Source organism: Burkholderia sp. Bp8986 (assembly GCF_003854225.1).
Taxonomy (GTDB): domain Bacteria; phylum Pseudomonadota; class Gammaproteobacteria; order Burkholderiales; family Burkholderiaceae; genus Burkholderia.
The window spans coordinates 288,104-303,854 of the sequence record NZ_QTQM01000002.1 but is presented as its reverse complement, the minus strand read 5'-3'; the positions used below and the strand labels follow the sequence as shown (position 1 = coordinate 303,854).

Sequence of the window (15,751 nt, the reverse complement as noted above, 5' to 3'; positions counted from 1 at the left end):
ACAGGCACGCAAACCGCTAGCGGTTCAGCGGGCGCGCCAACTTCTTGATTTCACTTGAAGTTTCAGGTGCGGTGCAGCATCGCGCGGGTCATTCCGCGGGGTCATTCCGCGACGTACACCTGGGTGCCCGCGTTCGCCACCGCGTCGGCCATCTCCGGCGGCAGTGGCTTGTCGGTGAAGAGTGCATGAACCTGGCTCAGGTGGCCCTGGCGCACCAGCGCCGGACGGCCGACCTTCGAATGATCGGCGACGAGGTAGACCGTGCGCGCATGCTGCATGATCGCCTCGGCCACGCGCACCTCGCGCGTGTCGAAGTCGCGCAGCGTGCCGTCGGCTTCGATCGCCGACGTGCCGATGATCGCGTAGTCGACCTTGAACTGGCGGATGAAGTCGATCGCGAGCTCGCCGACGATGCCCTTGTCCCACGGCCGCACGATGCCGCCCGTGATCAGCACCTCGCAGTCGGGATAGCCGCTCATCATCGACGCGACGTTCAGGTTGTTCGTGATCACGTGCAGCCCGTGATGACGATTCAGTGCGCGCGCAACTTCCTCGGTCGTGGTGCCGAGATTGATGAACAGCGACGCCTGGTCGGGGATGTGCGACGCGGCGAGCGCCGCGATGCGCCGCTTCTCGTCATGGAACATCCGCTGGCGCGCGGTGTACGACACGTTTTCCGAGCTGGTCGGCAGGCTCGCGCCGCCGTGGTAGCGGCGCAGCAGGTTCAGGTCGGCGAGCCAGTTCACGTCGCGGCGGATCGTCTGCGGCGTGACCGCGAAGTGCGCGGCGAGATCGTCGACGGTCACGAAGCCGTCGCGCTGCACCCATTCGAGCAGTTCCTGCTGGCGCGCGTTGAGGGTGAGGCGGGGATCTCGGGTCATGGCTCGGCGGTCGGATCGTGAGGCGGAGCGGGTATTGTAAGGGCGGGAAGGGCGTTCGACCGGCCTGCGGCGCATCACCGCCCGGAATTCATGCGGAAAGTACATGGATTCATGTGACAAATGAATTTGTGCGATCGCGCGGATCGCGCTGCAATGGCGGACTGTCCGCGCATGCCGGTCGTGCGTCCGGCGCGTTCATTCAGCTTTCGACGAGGTGGAACCGATGACTGGCTTCAACTGGCACAACCCGTATCCGACGACCCGCATCCCGGTATTCGCGCGCAACGTCGTGTCGACGTCGCACCCGCTCGCCGCGCAGGCCGGGCTGCGGATGCTGTGGAAGGGTGGCAATGCCGTCGATGCGGCGCTGGCCGCCGCGGCCGCGATCACAGTGGTCGAACCCGTGTCGTGCGGGCTCGGCGGCGATGCGTTCGCGCTCGTGTGGGACGGCGGGCGGCTGTCCGGGCTGAATGCGTCGGGCGTCGCGCCGGCCGCATGGAGTCCCGACTATTTCCGCAAGCGCCACGGCGAGGACGCGCACGGCATCGCGAACAAGCCGACGCGCGGCTGGGACACCGTCACGGTGCCGGGCGTGATCGCGGGCTGGGAAGCGCTGCATGCGAAGTTCGGCTCGCTGCCGTTCGCGGATCTGCTCGAGCCGGCGATCGAGATCGCCGAGCGCGGCTATGCGGTGTCGCCGATCGTCGCGCACAAATGGGCGGCCGCGGTGCCCGAACTGCAGGGACTGCCGGGTTTCGCCGACACCTTCATGCCGCGCGGGCGCGCGCCGCACGTCGGCGAGCGCATGTGCCTGCCGGGCCACGCGCAGACGCTGCGCACGCTCGCGAACGACGGCCCGCGCGCGTTCTACGAAGGCGCGCTCGCCGCGCAGCTCGCGGCGTTCGCGCGCGAAGGCGGCGGCGCGCTGACCGAAGCCGACCTGCGCGCGTACCGGCCGGAATGGGTCGAGCCGATCGGCAAGCGCTTCGGCCGTCATACGATTCACGAGATCCCGCCGAACGGGCAGGGCATCGCCGCGCTGATCGCGCTCGGGATCGCCGAGCAGGCTGGCCTGAGCGAATGGCCGGTCGATTCGGTCGACTCGCAGCACCTGCAGATCGAGGCGATGAAGCTCGCGTTCGCGGACGTCTATCGCTACGTCGCCGATCCGCGCGCGATGGACGTGACGCCCGCGCAGATGCTCGACGATGCGTATCTCGCGGAACGCGCGAAGCTGATCGATCGCGCGCGCGCGACGCACTTCGCTGCCGGCCGCCCGCAGTCGGGCGGCACGATCTACCTGTCCGCGGCGGACGAGCGCGGGATGATGGTGAGCTTCATTCAGTCGAACTACATGGGCTTCGGTTCGGGGCTCGTCGTGCCCGGTACCGGCATTGCCCTGCAGAACCGCGGGCACGGCTTCTCGATGGACCCGGCGTCGCCGAACGTCGTCGCGGGCGGCAAGCGGCCGTTCCATACGATCATCCCCGCGTTCGTCACCGAGGAAGTCGACGGCCGCAGCGAGGCCGTGATGAGCTTCGGCGTGATGGGCGGCGACATGCAGCCGCAGGGCCACCTGCAGACCGTCGTGCGCATGCTCGGCTACGGACAGCAGCCGCAGGCCGCCTGCGACGCGCCGCGCTGGAAGGTCAATCGCGACTTCACGCTCGACGTCGAGTCGACGATGAAGCGCGAGACGGTCGACGGGCTCGCCGCGCGCGGCCATACGATCAAGTCGATCGACGATCCTTACATGGATTTCGGTTCGGGGCAGTTCGTGTGGCGTCTCGATCGCGACGATCCCGACCGCGGCTACGTGGCCGCGAGCGACAGCCGTCGCGACGGTCTTGCGGCCGGTTTCTGACGGAACGCTTCCAGCGTTGTGCCCGACGGGCGGCCGGATGGCCGCCCGTTTTGCCTGGATGCAGCGCATGCCGTCGCGCGCGCGCAACCGGTTCGAACAACTCATCTAACGATCCGCAACATGCGCGGCGGAACTGCGCGCGGCGGGCATGGTCAGTGCTTTGAAGCACGAACATAAAAGTCCGGCTAAGATGCCAGCATGGTTCGGCCGGACCAATCCACTAATAAATGCAAGCAAAACGTCGCCTGCGGGCACGCCGGGCCTGTGCGAAGAGAGGGGCCGGCCGGCCGCGCGACGACTGGGAGCGCATCACCATGCCTACTGAAACGACGCATGTCATGCCGTGGCGTATCGAGGACATCGACCTGAACCGGATCGATCGTCAGCGCGCCGCCGCGAACGAGGATCTGCTGCTGTTGCTGTGCGCGTCGTCGTTCATCGAAAGCGGCTCGGATCTCTACACGAGCAACCTGAGCGAGTTCTTCAACGACGATCCGGAAGTGTCCGCGTGGCTCAACAATGCGTGGGAGCACGAGGAACTGCAGCACGGGCGCGCGCTGAAGGCGTATATCGCGCACGTGTGGCCGGAGTTCGACTGGGACACCGCGTTCGCGAATTTCTTCGCCGAGTATTCGAAGACCTGCTCGGTCGACGCGTTCGAGAAGACCCGCGCGCTAGAGATGGTCGCGCGCTGCGTCGTCGAGACGGGCACGGCCACGCTCTATCGCGCGATCAACGAATGCTCGGACGAGCCGGTGCTGAAGGAAATCACCGACAACATCCGCTCGGACGAAGTGCGTCACTACAAGCACTTCTTCAAGTTCTTCAAGAAGTACAACAAGCTCGAAGGCAACGGCCGTCTCGCGGTGCTCGGCGCGCTGATGCGCCGCGTGATGGAAATCAAGAACGAGGATTCCGAGATCGCGCTGCGCCACGTGTTCGCAGTCCGCTACCCGGATCGCGTCGGCGACAGTCAATACAACCGCGAGCGTGCCGCGCGCATCAGCTCGCTCGTGCGGCGCAACCTGTCGGCCGACATGTGCGTGAAGATGCTGCTCAAGCCGCTCGACCTGCCCGCGAAGATCCAGCCGAGCGTCCACTATCCGCTGACGAAGATCACGCGGCACGTGTTCATGCGCTGATCGTCACCGCGCGGTCCGGCGCGCGTATGCTGCGCGATCATCATCTGCTTTTCACCGGGGCCGCCATCATGACCGATTCCCATCGCCACGCGCTCGAACAATGGACGTTCGACGCGTGGCCGCCGGCCGTCGTTGCGCTGTTCGACGGCACCGCGCTCGAACGCCATGCCGACTTCGCCGCATCGCTGATCGTCGCGACCGACGACGGCCAGCTGCGCACGACGCTGCTCAGCGTCGGCGAGATCCACGCGCGCGACGCGCATACGCTGCTGCTCGCGCTCTGGCCGCAATCGCGCGCGGCGCGTGCGCTGACGCAACGGCGCGCGGCCGCGTTGACGCTCGTCGCGGACGGCGCATTCTTTCAGGCACAACTGAGGATCGAGCCGCTCGAAGGGGACTTCGGGGGCCTTGCCGGATTCGCTGCGACGATCGCGCACGGCGATGCGCAGCGGGTCGGCTATGCGCGTCTCGCGACCGGCGTCACGTTTGCGCTGGAAGGGGAGGCGCGCGCCGAGGTGCTCGCGCGCTGGCAGCGCCAGGTCGAGCACCTGCGGCGCGCGGCCGCGCGGCTTCAGTGACCGCGCTGGCCGCTGCGCGACGAACGGTTGCGGTTCGCGTGCGCGGCGTTGCCGTTCGCGGGACGCGCGCCGTTGCCGCCTGACGGGCGGCCGCCGCCGCTGGCGTTGCCGCTCGCACCGCCGGCCGCGCGCGGCTTGGCCGCCTTCGCGGCCTTCGGCTGCGCATTGCCGTCGCGCTTCGCGGCCGGCTGGCCCGAGCCGCCTGCACGCGGCTGGCGATTGCCGCCACCGCCGCCACCGCCGCCGCCGTTGCCGCCGCGCGGCTGCTGGCCGCGGCGTTGCTGGATCGGCTCCGGCTTCGCGGTCGGATCGGGTTCGAAGCCCGCGATCACTTCCTGCGGAATCTCGCGCTTGATCAGCCGCTCGATGTCGCGCAGCAGCTGCTTCTCGTCGACACACACGAGCGACACGGCTTCGCCGGTCGCGCCTGCACGGCCCGTGCGGCCGATCCGGTGCACGTAATCTTCCGGCACGTTCGGCAGGTCGAAGTTGACGACGTGCGGCAACTGGTCGATATCGATCCCGCGCGCGGCGATGTCGGTCGCGACCAGCACCTGCAGCGTGCTGTTCTTGAATTCCGCGAGCGCGCGTGTGCGGGCCGACTGGCTCTTGTTGCCGTGGATCGCCATCGCGCTGATACCGTCCTTCGTCAGCTGCTCGGCGAGCCGGTTCGCGCCGTGCTTGGTGCGCGTGAACACGAGCACCTGGAACCAGTTGTGTTCGCGGATCAGGTGCGTGAGCAGCTCGCGCTTGCGATCGCGGTCGACCGGGTGGATCTTCTGCGCGACGCTTTCCGCGGTGGTGTTGCGGCGCGCGACTTCGATCAGCGCCGGCGAATCGAGCAGGTTGTCGGCGAGCGACTTGATCTCGTCGGAGAAGGTCGCCGAGAACAGCAGGTTCTGGCGCTGCGGCGGCAGCTTCGCGAGCACGCGCTTGATGTCGTGGATGAAGCCCATGTCGAGCATCCGGTCGGCTTCGTCGAGCACGAGGATGTCGAGATCCGACAGGTCGATCGTCTTCTGCTGCATGTGATCGAGCAGACGCCCCGGCGTCGCGACGACGATGTCGACGCCGCGCTTGAGCGCATCGATCTGCGGATTGATGCTGACGCCGCCGAACATCACGGTCGAGCGCAGCTTCAGGTACTTGCTGTACGCGCGCACGCTTTCCTCGACCTGGGCGGCGAGTTCGCGCGTCGGCGTGAGGATCAGCGCGCGCACCGCGCGCTTCGCGCCGCGATGCTCGGCGTAGAACGTGTGCAGGCGCTGCAGGATCGGCAGCGTGAAGCCGGCGGTCTTGCCGGTGCCGGTCTGTGCGCCGGCGAGCAGGTCGCCGCCGCCGAGGACGGCAGGGATCGCCTGCTGCTGGATGGGCGTCGGCGACGTGTAGCCGAGCTCGTTGACCGCCTTGACGAGCGGTTCGGCCAGGCCGAGAGATTCGAAAGACATAGATACCACTCTTGAGTTTTATGATCGGCGACGCCTCGCGCGGCCAGCGCGGGGAACGGCGTCGCAAAAAAGCAAAGGGGCGCGGCTGCGGTTTCCCGCAGCCGCGCCCCCGTTTGTGTCGCGCGCTATTTAGTCAAGCGGCGCGGAACGCAGGTCGCTCACCTGTTGCGGCGAGATCGGCGTACCGTTGTTGCCCCACGACATCCGGATATACGTGACGACTGCCGCGACTTCCTGGTTCGACAGCGACTGTGCGAACGGCGGCATCCCGTACGGACGCGGATTCTTGAACGTGCTCGGCGGATAGCCGCCATTCAGCACCATGCGGATCGGGTTGACCGCCGATTCCATCACGATCGAATGGTTGCCCGCGAGCGGCGGATACGCCGGCGGCTTGCCCGCGCCGGTTTCGGCGTGGCAGGTCGCGCAGTTGTCCGCGTAGATCTTCTTGCCCTGGTCGAACAGCGTGTTGCCGAACTGCTTCGACGGCTCGTACTGCATGTTCTTCGGCGCTTCAGCCTTCTGCGGGATCGACTTCAGGTACGTCGACATCGCGCGCGTATCTTCGTCGCTCATGTACTGCAGGCTGTTGTGCACGACGTCGGCCATCGGGCCGAACACCGCACCCTTGTTCGACACGCCGGCCTGCAGCAGGTCCGACAGCTCCTGCACGTGCCAGTCGCCGAGGCCGAGTTCCTTGTCGTTCGTCAGCGACGGCGCATACCAGTTCTGCAGCGGGATCAGGCCGCCCGCGAAGGCTGCCGAGTTCACCGGGCCGCCCATCATGTTGATCGACGTGTGGCACATCGAGCAGTGGCCGAGGCCTTCGACGAGGTACGCGCCGCGGTTCCATTCGACCGACTTGGTCGGATCCGGCTTGTACTCGCCTTCCTTGAAGAACAGCGTGCGCCAGCCGATCAGCAGGTTGCGGTTGTTGAACGGGAACTTCAGTTCGTGCGGACGGCTCGGCACCGAGACCGGCGGGACCGAACGCAGGTACGCGTAGATCGCGTCTGAGTCGGCGCGCGTGACCTTCGTGTAGCTCGCGAACGGGAAGCCCGGGTAGAGCAGGCTGCCGTCCTTCGAACGGCCGGTGTGCATCGCGCGGTAGAAGTCGTCCGACGTCCACTTGCCGATGCCGTCCTTGTCGTCCGGCGTGATGTTCGGCGTGTACATCGTGCCGAACGGCGTCGCCATCGGCAGGCCGCCCGCGAACGACTTGCCGCCGCGCACGGTGTGGCACGCGATACAGTCGCCGACGCGCGCGAGGTATTCGCCCTTCTTGATCAGCGCGGCCTGGTCGGCCGGCGTGGCCGCGACGGCGGCAGCGCCGTGCAGCGTGTCGTTGCCCGGCCACAGGACCGGCACGAGGGCGGCGGCCGCGACGATCGCGACAGCCGAGAGTGCAAACAGGGACTTGCGTTTCATTGTGTCTGTCTCCCTTGCCTTATTGCGGTTCGCTGCCGCAGGCGAGCGGAGTCTTCATCGAACGCGCCGGTGCCGGCACGGGGTTGGCGGGCGCCGGTTGCGCGGCGAGCCATGCGGTCACGGCCGTCACGTCTTCGTCGGAAAGCTTCGCGGCGATGTCGTGCATGCAATCCGGTGCCTTCGCGTGGCGGTTGCCCGAGCGCCATGCGCCGAGCTGTGCGCTCAGGTAATCGGCGTGCAGGCCGACGAGGCCCGGGATCGCCGGCTGCATGCCGGTCAGCCCTGCGCCGTGGCAGGCCACGCAGGCCGGCAGCTTGCGCGACGGATCGCCTTGCGTGACGAGCTGCTTGCCGCGCGCGAGCGTGGCAGCCGGCAGCGTCGGCTTGGCCGGCGTCGGGTACGGCGGACGTTCGGCCGAGAAGTGCTCGGCGATTTCCTTCAGGTAATCGTCGTTCAGGTAGGTCAGCAGATAGTTCATCGGCGGGTACTTGCGCCGGCCATCACGGAAGTTGACGAGCTGGTTGTACAGGTACTCCGCCGGCTTGCCGGCAAGACGCGGGAAATAGTCGTTGTCCGTGCCCTGGCCGTGAACGCCGTGACATGCGGTACAGCCGCGCACACGCTCGGCCATCGTATCGGGTGCCTTGAGCGGCGCCTGCTGGGCGTGCGCTTGCTCCGTGGGCTTGGTCTGCGCTTGGGCAGCGCTCATAAGGCCCGCGCCACCGATCAGGAGAACGGCAAGCAACGGACGGAAGAGGCGTCTTGAAGACACACGAGACTCCATGTTTATTCGTCGGGGACCTGTCCGGGCTACGATCGGCTCGGCGCATGGACGGCAGGACAGCCGGGCTGCTGCGACGCGGCATTCTATCATCGATGGGTAATGACGGCTATTTGGCAAAAGGTCATCGGTTCCTGCCTGTTTACGACTTGCGACAATTTGACGCGCTATCTGCACGCATCGTGCGAACCGGCGTGCGCTTTGACCATCGAAGACCGTACACTCGCGGGTCGCGCGGCGCCGCCTCCGCCGCAGATCCAGTCATTTCTCCCGTTTCCGGATTCATCGATGACGTTCCTTACCGTGCCGTTGCCGTCTTCCCGCTGTCGTTCCACTTGCCGCCGCGCCGCCGGCCGGCCGTTCCCGGGAGGGTGCGCGCGATGAGGATCGACAGCTTGTGGATCGGGCAGGTCGCGCTGGCGGCATTGATGGACGCGACGTTCGCGATGGCGGTCGGCTCGGCGCTGCTCAAGGCGTGGCTCGGCAAGGACGGCGCGCGGCCGGTCGTCGCGCCGTCGCATCCCGCATGGCTGCGCGCGCAACATTCGCTGGTCGCGGCGGCGCTCGCGCTCGTGCTCGCCGATCTCGGCTGGCTCGTGTACGAAGCCGCGGCGATGAGCGGCGCGGGGCTCGGCGGTGCGTTCGCCGCGATTCCCGTCATGCTCGCGCAGACCCACGCGGGCTTCGCGTGGAGCGTCGCGTTCGCCGGCGCCGTGGCGCTCGCGATCGTCGCGCTCGCGAAGCCGGACGGCCCGGTCGCGCACGCGGTGCTGTGGCTCGCGGTGATCGTGGTCGCGGGCGGCAAGGCGTCGCTCGGCCATGCGGCCGATACCGGCCTGCTGTCCGCGGCGGTCGGCGTGCAGACGCTGCACCTGCTCGCCACCGCGGTGTGGGGCGGCCTCGTGCTCGCGGGCGGGCTCGCGGTGCTGCCGGTGCTCGGCTCGTCGGTCGCGCGCGGCGCGCTGATCCGGATCGGCCAGCACCTGTCGCGTACGTCGGTGATCGCGGTCGTCTTCGTGCTCGGCACGGGCGTGCTCAATGCACTGCGCGGGCTCGGCGGCTCGGTCGCGCCGCTCGACGGCAGCACGTGGGGGCGCGTGCTGCTGCTCAAGCTGTTGCTCGTCGCGCTCGCGCTCGTGCTCGGCGGGTTGAACCGCTTCTCCGCGCTGCCGCGCCTGCGCCGTACCGCGTCGACCGAGGATGCGCACACGTTCCGCAACATCCTGCATCTCGAGGCGCTGACGATGATCGGCGTGTTCGTCGCGGCCGCCGTGCTGGCGTCCTGCGTGCCGGGGTTCGCGGCGCTCGGCTGACGGCCGGCTCGGCGCGGCGCAGGGCCGGGTGCCCGCGCGCCGCGTGCTGCGGATGCAAGAACGGCCGCCTGCCGGGCGGCCGTCTCGAAGCCGATGCGCGGCATGCCCGCCGCGCAACGCGTCTCATCTCACCTCGGCATCACCACTCGGCGACGCTGCCGTCCGCGTGGCGCCACACCGGGTTGCGCCAGCGGTGGCCCGTCTTCGCCATCTCGCGCACCTTCTCCTCGTTGACGTCGATGCCGAGCCCCGGGCCCTGCGGGATCGCGACGAAGCCGTCCTCGTAGCGGAACACCTCGGGGTTGCGCAGGTAGTCGAGCAGGTCGTTGCCCTGGTTGTAGTGGATGCCGAGGCTCTGTTCCTGGATGAACGCGTTGTAGCTGACCGCGTCGAGCTGCAGGCATGCGGCCAGCGCGATCGGGCCGAGCGGGCAGTGCAGCGCGAGCGCGACGTCGTAGCTTTCCGCGAGCGTCGCGATCTTGCGGCACTCGGTGATGCCGCCCGCGTGCGACGCGTCGGGCTGGATGATGTCGACGTAGCCGCCCGCGAGGATGTGCTTGAAGTCCCAGCGCGAGTAGAGCCGCTCGCCGAGCGCGATCGGCGTGTTGGTCTGGTTGACGATGTCGCGCAGCGCCTCGGCGTTCTCCGACAGCACCGGCTCCTCGATGAACATCAGCTTGTACGGATCGAGCTCCTTCGCGAGCACCTTCGCCATCGGCTTGTGCACGCGGCCGTGGAAGTCGACGCCGATCCCGACGTGCGGGCCGACCGCGTCGCGCACCGCCGCGACGTTCGCGATCACCTGCTCGACCTTGTCGTAGGTGTCGACGATCTGCAGCTCTTCGGAGCCGTTCATCTTCACCGCCTTGAAGCCGCGCTCGACCACTGCGCGCGCATTGTTCGCGACGTCGCTCGGCCGGTCGCCGCCGATCCACGAATACACCTTGATGCGCTCGCGCACCTGGCCGCCGAGCAGTGCATGCACGGGCACGCCGTGATGCTTGCCCTTGATGTCCCACAACGCCTGGTCGACGCCCGCGATCGCGCTCATCGTGATCGGGCCGCCGCGGTAGAAGCCGGCGCGGTACATCACCTGCCAGTGATCCTCGATCAGCAGCGGGTCGCGGCCGACCAGGTAGTCGGCGAGTTCCTGCACCGCGGCCTCGACCGTGTGTGCGCGGCCCTCGACGATCGGCTCGCCCCAGCCGACGATGCCCTCGTCGGTCTCGATCTTGAGGAACAGCCAGCGCGGCGGGACGACGAAGGTTTCGAGGCGGGTGATTTTCATGTCGCTTGTCTCCAGGGTGGACCGGCGCGGACGTGCGGACGCGGCGCCGGTCGAGTACGTGACGACGATCCTAGCGTAGCGCGTTAAAAAATAGTATTAATAGCACTATTGTGCAGATAGTGGGCAGCCGCGGCGTTGCCCATCACCGGAGAACGATCATTCAACGCGACCTGCATGGACAGACGGCCTTCCGGCTGGCGACGGCGATCCTGCGGGGCGACTATCCGCCCGAGTCGCTGCTGCCGCGCGAGCCGGACCTGATGGCGATGTTCGGGGTGAGCCGCACGGTGCTGCGCGAGGCGCTGCGCACGCTGACGTCGAAGGGACTGGTCGAATCGCGGCCGAAGGTCGGCACGCGCGTGCGGCCGCGCCGCGCATGGAACCTGCTCGACGCCGACCTGCTCGACTGGTACGCGCGCGTCGCGCCGCCGCTCGCGTTCGCGCTGAAGCTGCAGGAAATGCGCGAGATGATCGAGCCGCATGCGGCCGCGCTGGCTGCTCGCACGCATACGCCCGAAGCGTTCGATGCGATCGATGGCGCGGCGCGCGCGATGGCCGCCGCGCGCAACGTCGACGAGTGGGTGCGTGCGGACCTGCGTTTTCACCTGAGCGTGCTGGAGGCCGGTGGCAACGAACTGCTGGTGCCGCTCGGCGCGCTGATCGATCGCACGCTCGAGGCACAGCTGCATCTGAACGCGCGCCGGGCGCACGTCTACAACGCATCGCTCGCCGAGCACGTTGCCGTCAGCGATGCGATCCGCGTGCGCGACGAGGACGGCGCGCGCCGCGCGATGGCGTCGCTGCTCGCGGTGACGCGCGCGCGGATCGAGATGGCGTGACGGAAAGGGACGGGCGGTGCGGCGCCGTCAGGCGTTCGCGCAGCCGCCCGGCTTGACGATGCGCTCCGTCGATGGCGGGTACTTCGCGAGCAGGCTCGCCGGCCGCCGCGGACGCGCGACCAGGTCGCCGCCGCAGTTCGGGCAGCGGCCCTTCAGCACGTCGTCGGCGCAGGTCGCGCAGAAGGTGCATTCGAACGTACAGATGCGCGCCTCCGCCGAATCGGGCGGCAGGTCCTTGTCGCAGCATTCGCAGCCGGGGCGCAGTTCGAGCATGACGGTTTTCCTTGGTCGGAGAGGGTCGGGACGGGCGCCGCCGGACGTTGCGTGCGGCGCATGCGAGCGCTACTGTACGCGTTTGGACTGGCCTGGCCAACGGTGTCCGCCCGGATACCGCCGACGCGCACGGGCCGCCCCGGGAGACGACCATGCTTTATCACGGAAGCTGTCATTGCGGCGACGTGAAGTTCGAGGCGGAAGGCGACCTGCAGGGCGTGATGGCCTGCAACTGCTCGATCTGCCGGCGCAAGGGCGCGCTGATGTGGTTCGTGCCGCGCGATCACATGACACTCCTCACGCCCGACGACAATCTCGCCACCTACCTGTTCAACAAGCACGTGATCCGCCATCGCTTCTGCAAGCGCTGCGGGATCCACACGTTCGCCGAGGGGACCCATCCGGACGGCACCGCGATGGCCGCGATCAACGTGCGATGCCTCGAGGATGTCGATCTCGATGCGCTGCCCGTCACGCACTACGACGGCCGCTCGCACTGAGCGGCGCGTCGTTGCATGAGCGCGCGGGCCGCCGTCAGGACGGCTCGACCTGCGGCGCCGGCGTTTCCGCCTGCGGCGCGGGGCCCGTCGTGCGCGTGCCGGCCGCGGCCGGGCGTTCGATCAGCGGCGCGAGCGCCGGCGCCATCGACTTCAGCAACTGCACGGCCATCGCGCTCGTGAAGTCGTAGCGCGCCGCGTAAGGTTCGTGCGCGGTCGCCGTCAGCACGCCGAAGAAGCGGTCGCCGAGCACGAACACGAACGTGCCGCTGCGATTGACCTTGCGCGACTCGATCAGCCGCGCGCCGCGCGCGTAGACATTGAAGCGCTGGTCGCCCGTCCCGGTCTTGCCGTAGACCTGCAGCGTCTTGCCGTCGGGCAGCGTGAAGCCGCCCGACAGGCGCCGCGCCGTGCCGTTCAGCACGACGTCGCGCAGCAGCGTGCGTGCCACGTTGACGATCTCCGGCGACAGCATCGGCTGCGGCTGCGCGGCCGCGCGCACGAAGCGCGTTTCGTACGGCGTGCCCTTCGCGAAGTCGAGGCGCGTGATCGTCTCGGTCGGCGCTTTTCGGCCGCCGGTCGCGATCAGGCCGATCAGTTTCGCGAGCGCGTCGGGCTGGTCGCCCGATGCGCCGATCGCGGCCGCGTAGGACGGCGTGACTTCCTCGAACGGGTAGCCGAGTGCGCGCCACGCCTTCGTGATTTCCGCATACGCGCGCAGCTCGACCATGCGGCGGATGCGCCGGTCCTGGGTCGCGTGGTAGCGCGTCTTGTACAGCCACGAGTACGTGTAGAAGCGCGCATCGTGGCTGTCGCGCCGGACCTCGGCGAGCGACGCGTTCGGGTGGGCGCGCAGGTAGTTGAGCGTCCACAGCGCGAGTGGGTGGACGCTCGCGATATAGCCGCGATCGTTGAGGTTGAAGCGGTCGATCGCGTATTTCGCGTAGAGCGCGGCGAGATCGTCGTCCGACAGCGTCGCGGCCGGCGTGCCTTTCAGCTGCGCGCGCATCTGCGCATCGAACCACGCGAGCGATTCGTTCGGCGCGACGCTGCGCAGCACCGTCGCGATCTTCGGCGGCGACTTGCGCACGGTCTGCAGCAGCAGCGCGAGCGCATCGTCGGGCGCCTTGCCCGCATAGCGCGTGTAGTAGCGCTTCACGTAGACCTGGCTTTCGCCGTCGACGAACTGCTCGAGGTAATGCTTGCGCTGCGCCGGATCGTCGAGCCACGACGACGACGGGCCGGCCGCCTGCAGCATCTCGTAATGGACGATGTCGCGCATCAGCCGCACGAACACGAGGTTGACCGAGTGCTCGAACGCCGTATGCAGCGTCAGGATGCGGCCGTTGTCCGATTTCTCGAAGTTCGAGAACACCTGCGCGCCGCCGCCCGTGTAGAACACGTCGGGGCTCGCCGAGTACTTGCGTTCGACCGACGCGTCGAGCATCGCCTGCAGCGAGCGGTCGCGCGTGTGCGACAGGTAGTCGAGCGCCCAGTGCGACAGCCCGTCGAGCGGGTCGGGCTTCACTTTCGCGAGTTGCGCGTTCGACAGGTTGCCGTAGCGCGCATGCAGGTCGGAGACGATCTGCAGGTAGGTGATCAGCGTGCGCAGCTTCGCGGTCGAGCCGAGGTTGATGCGGCCGCCGCGGTTCACGTCGAACGGCTGGTTCACGCTGTCGGTCTGCACGCGCAGCATGTTCGCGCCGTTGCGATGCTCGTACAGCGTGAAGCTGTACGTGAGGTGCGACGGGTCGTCCTTCGGCGCGAGCATCTCGAAGCCGTACAGGCCGGCGGCCTGCGCGCCGTCGCGGGTCGACGCCTTCGCGAGCCGTTCGGCGACCGCCTGCTGCACGCCGTTGTCGAGCGTGCTGGTGGCTTCCAGGTCGAGCTGGTCGAGCTGGTACAGGTCGCTGATCCCGAGTGCCGACAGCAGCGACGCGCGCGCGGACGACACGGCCTTGCGCGACACGAACGACTGCACGTGCGCGGCGGCCGGCGGCGCGCTGCGTTCGATCTGCGCGGCAAGCGCCGCATCGCGCAGCGCGGGCGAGATCACGCCGCCGTTCGACAGGAGCCGCAGGTAGCTGTCGGTCAGCTTCTGCAGCGCCGGATAGCCGCGATTCAGGAAGTACGACGGCGCGCGCTGCGCGATGATCAGCGACAGCACTTCGCGGAACGTCTTGCCCTGTTCGTCGACGTTGTCGCCGGTCGTCGGCGCGGACAGGATGCGGTTCACGTCGTTGAAGTCGCGGCCGTACCACGCGGCGAGACCGTCGCCGATGCCGGTGATTTCTCCCACGTGCGGCCGCGCGGCGAGCGGTACCGAGTTCAGGTAGCGCACGACGATCGCGCGGCGCGCGAGCATCGTCTGCGGGCCGTTCATGTAGGCGAGGATCGACGCGGACGCGATCTGCCGCAGCTTCTCCGGCGGCGTCGCGGTGCGGCCGTCCGGCGAATGGCGGAACTTCTCGATTTGCGTCGCGAGCGTGCTGCCGCCCGGGCGTGCCTGATGACGGTTGACGACGTGCAGCGCCTGGTCGGCGAGCGCGCGGCCGAAGCGGCCCCAGTCGATCGCCGGGTTGCGGTTCGGCTGGTTCGCGTCGAGCAGGTAGCGATCCTCGATGAACAGCAGCGAATCGGCGACGACGCGCGGCACCGTGTCGAAGTCGGCGTACACGCGTTGCGGGAACACGGTCGCGAACAGCGGCGAGCCGGTCGAGTCGAACAGCATCAGCCCGGCCTGGTCTTTCTCTTCGTAAGGCAGGAACAGGCCGCGATCGGCGAGCGACAGCATCCGTTCCGAATCGCGCGCCTGCTTGCCGATGACGAAGCCGCGCGCGAGCAGATGTTGCTGGAACGCGGGAAGCAGCGAATAGCCGAGGCGCTGGTCGTACGGCCCGTTGACGGGGAAGCGGATGTGATCGCTCGCGCCCGCCTCGACGGTATAGCCGATGTCGCGGGTGAGCTCGGACAGGTAGCGCGCCTGCAGGCGCGACGTCTCGAACTCGGTCATCACGAGCCGGGCAATGATCGCCACCGCGATCACCAGCGCGGCGAGCAAGGACCACTTGATCCACGTCCAGACCGATGCACTCCCGGTCACGCGCGGCAGGATGCGATTCAGCGGCCGATTCATGGCGGCGTCTCCCTGAAGGCGCAGGCTCCGGCCGCACCCCATTAAGGATTAGTGTAGTCCTCCGCAGCGGGCTGCCAAGGGTGGTTCACTACCGAGATGCGTCGGCGCAACGCGCATGCCTGTGACATGCGGGAACCGGCCGGTGGTGCGGTGGCGCGTGTCGCCGTGACGTAACGTTTGCGCGTTCCGCTCGCGTGCCCGCGTGTGTCAACGGCGACGAGGGTGGCCGTGCCGATCGCGCTGATCGTTTTACGCACCGGCCTTGTGCATTGCGAAATCGCGA

The 15,751-nt window shown here is 68.1% G+C and carries 13 protein-coding genes; 6 read left to right on the top strand and 7 right to left on the bottom strand.

All coding sequences use genetic code 11. From position 1 onward, the window contains the following. Positions 1-101: 101 nt before the first annotated feature. Positions 102-881, bottom strand: a complete 780-nt coding sequence (locus DID99_RS03350; protein WP_044846783.1) for a DeoR/GlpR family DNA-binding transcription regulator — start codon at positions 879-881, stop codon at positions 102-104. Between the two features lie 223 nt (positions 882-1,104). On the opposite strand from DID99_RS03350, the gene DID99_RS03345 reads away from it, so the two are divergent. The 3 genes from DID99_RS03345 to DID99_RS03335 all read left to right on the top strand — a co-directional run bounded on the left by DID99_RS03345 (position 1,105) and on the right by DID99_RS03335 (position 4,465). Continuing rightward, positions 1,105-2,745, top strand: coding sequence for a gamma-glutamyltransferase family protein (locus DID99_RS03345; protein ID WP_124570698.1), 1,641 nt, complete (start codon positions 1,105-1,107; stop codon positions 2,743-2,745). Positions 2,746-3,059: 314 nt separating this feature from the next. After that, on the top strand, positions 3,060-3,887 hold the full coding sequence (locus tag DID99_RS03340) for a ferritin-like domain-containing protein (protein WP_044846781.1): 828 nt from the start codon (positions 3,060-3,062) through the stop codon (positions 3,885-3,887). Between the two features lie 68 nt (positions 3,888-3,955). Continuing rightward, on the top strand, positions 3,956-4,465 hold the full coding sequence (locus tag DID99_RS03335) for a hypothetical protein (RefSeq protein ID WP_044846780.1): 510 nt from the start codon (positions 3,956-3,958) through the stop codon (positions 4,463-4,465). On the opposite strand, the gene DID99_RS03330 is transcribed toward DID99_RS03335, so the two are convergent. From DID99_RS03330 to DID99_RS03320, 3 genes are all read right to left on the bottom strand, one after another. Next, the gene (locus DID99_RS03330) at positions 4,459-5,913 is read right to left on the bottom strand and encodes a DEAD/DEAH box helicase (protein WP_124666062.1); all 1,455 of its coding nucleotides are present in this window, start codon (positions 5,911-5,913) and stop codon (positions 4,459-4,461) included. The two genes, DID99_RS03335 and DID99_RS03330, sit on opposite strands and share 7 nt — an antisense overlap. Positions 5,914-6,042: 129 nt before the next feature. Next, positions 6,043-7,341: a cytochrome c gene (locus DID99_RS03325; RefSeq protein WP_044844543.1), complete on the bottom strand. Its 1,299-nt coding sequence runs from the start codon at positions 7,339-7,341 to the stop codon at positions 6,043-6,045. A 19-nt stretch (positions 7,342-7,360) separates the two neighbouring features. Then, positions 7,361-8,125 carry a c-type cytochrome gene (locus tag DID99_RS03320; protein ID WP_044844542.1) on the bottom strand — a complete coding sequence of 255 codons (765 nt, stop codon included), beginning with the start codon at positions 8,123-8,125 and terminating at the stop codon, positions 7,361-7,363. Between the two features lie 377 nt (positions 8,126-8,502). Between DID99_RS03320 and DID99_RS03315 the strand changes: the two genes are divergently transcribed. After that, on the top strand, positions 8,503-9,435 hold the full coding sequence (locus DID99_RS03315) for a CopD family protein (RefSeq protein WP_124666061.1): 933 nt from the start codon (positions 8,503-8,505) through the stop codon (positions 9,433-9,435). Between the two features lie 139 nt (positions 9,436-9,574). Here DID99_RS03315 and dgoD read toward each other — a convergent pair whose 3' ends face one another. Then, a complete protein-coding gene (dgoD, locus tag DID99_RS03310) occupies positions 9,575-10,723 on the bottom strand; it encodes a galactonate dehydratase (protein ID WP_044844540.1) in 1,149 nt (382 codons plus the stop codon). Between the two features lie 119 nt (positions 10,724-10,842). Here dgoD and DID99_RS03305 point away from each other — a divergent pair, with 119 nt between their 5' ends. Then, positions 10,843-11,562: a FadR/GntR family transcriptional regulator gene (locus tag DID99_RS03305; protein WP_260426203.1), complete on the top strand. Its 720-nt coding sequence runs from the start codon at positions 10,843-10,845 to the stop codon at positions 11,560-11,562. 27 nt (positions 11,563-11,589) lie between these two features. Here the strand turns inward: DID99_RS03305 and DID99_RS03300 are convergent, their stop codons facing one another. After that, positions 11,590-11,835: a DUF1272 domain-containing protein gene (locus DID99_RS03300; protein WP_124486902.1), complete on the bottom strand. Its 246-nt coding sequence runs from the start codon at positions 11,833-11,835 to the stop codon at positions 11,590-11,592. 152 nt (positions 11,836-11,987) lie between these two features. On the opposite strand from DID99_RS03300, the gene DID99_RS03295 reads away from it, so the two are divergent. Next, positions 11,988-12,335 carry a GFA family protein gene (locus tag DID99_RS03295; protein WP_124486903.1) on the top strand — a complete coding sequence of 116 codons (348 nt, stop codon included), beginning with the start codon at positions 11,988-11,990 and terminating at the stop codon, positions 12,333-12,335. Between the two features lie 34 nt (positions 12,336-12,369). Here DID99_RS03295 and DID99_RS03290 read toward each other — a convergent pair whose 3' ends face one another. Beyond that, a complete protein-coding gene (locus tag DID99_RS03290) occupies positions 12,370-15,468 on the bottom strand; it encodes a transglycosylase domain-containing protein (RefSeq protein WP_124666060.1) in 3,099 nt (1,032 codons plus the stop codon). Positions 15,469-15,751 lie beyond the last annotated feature (283 nt).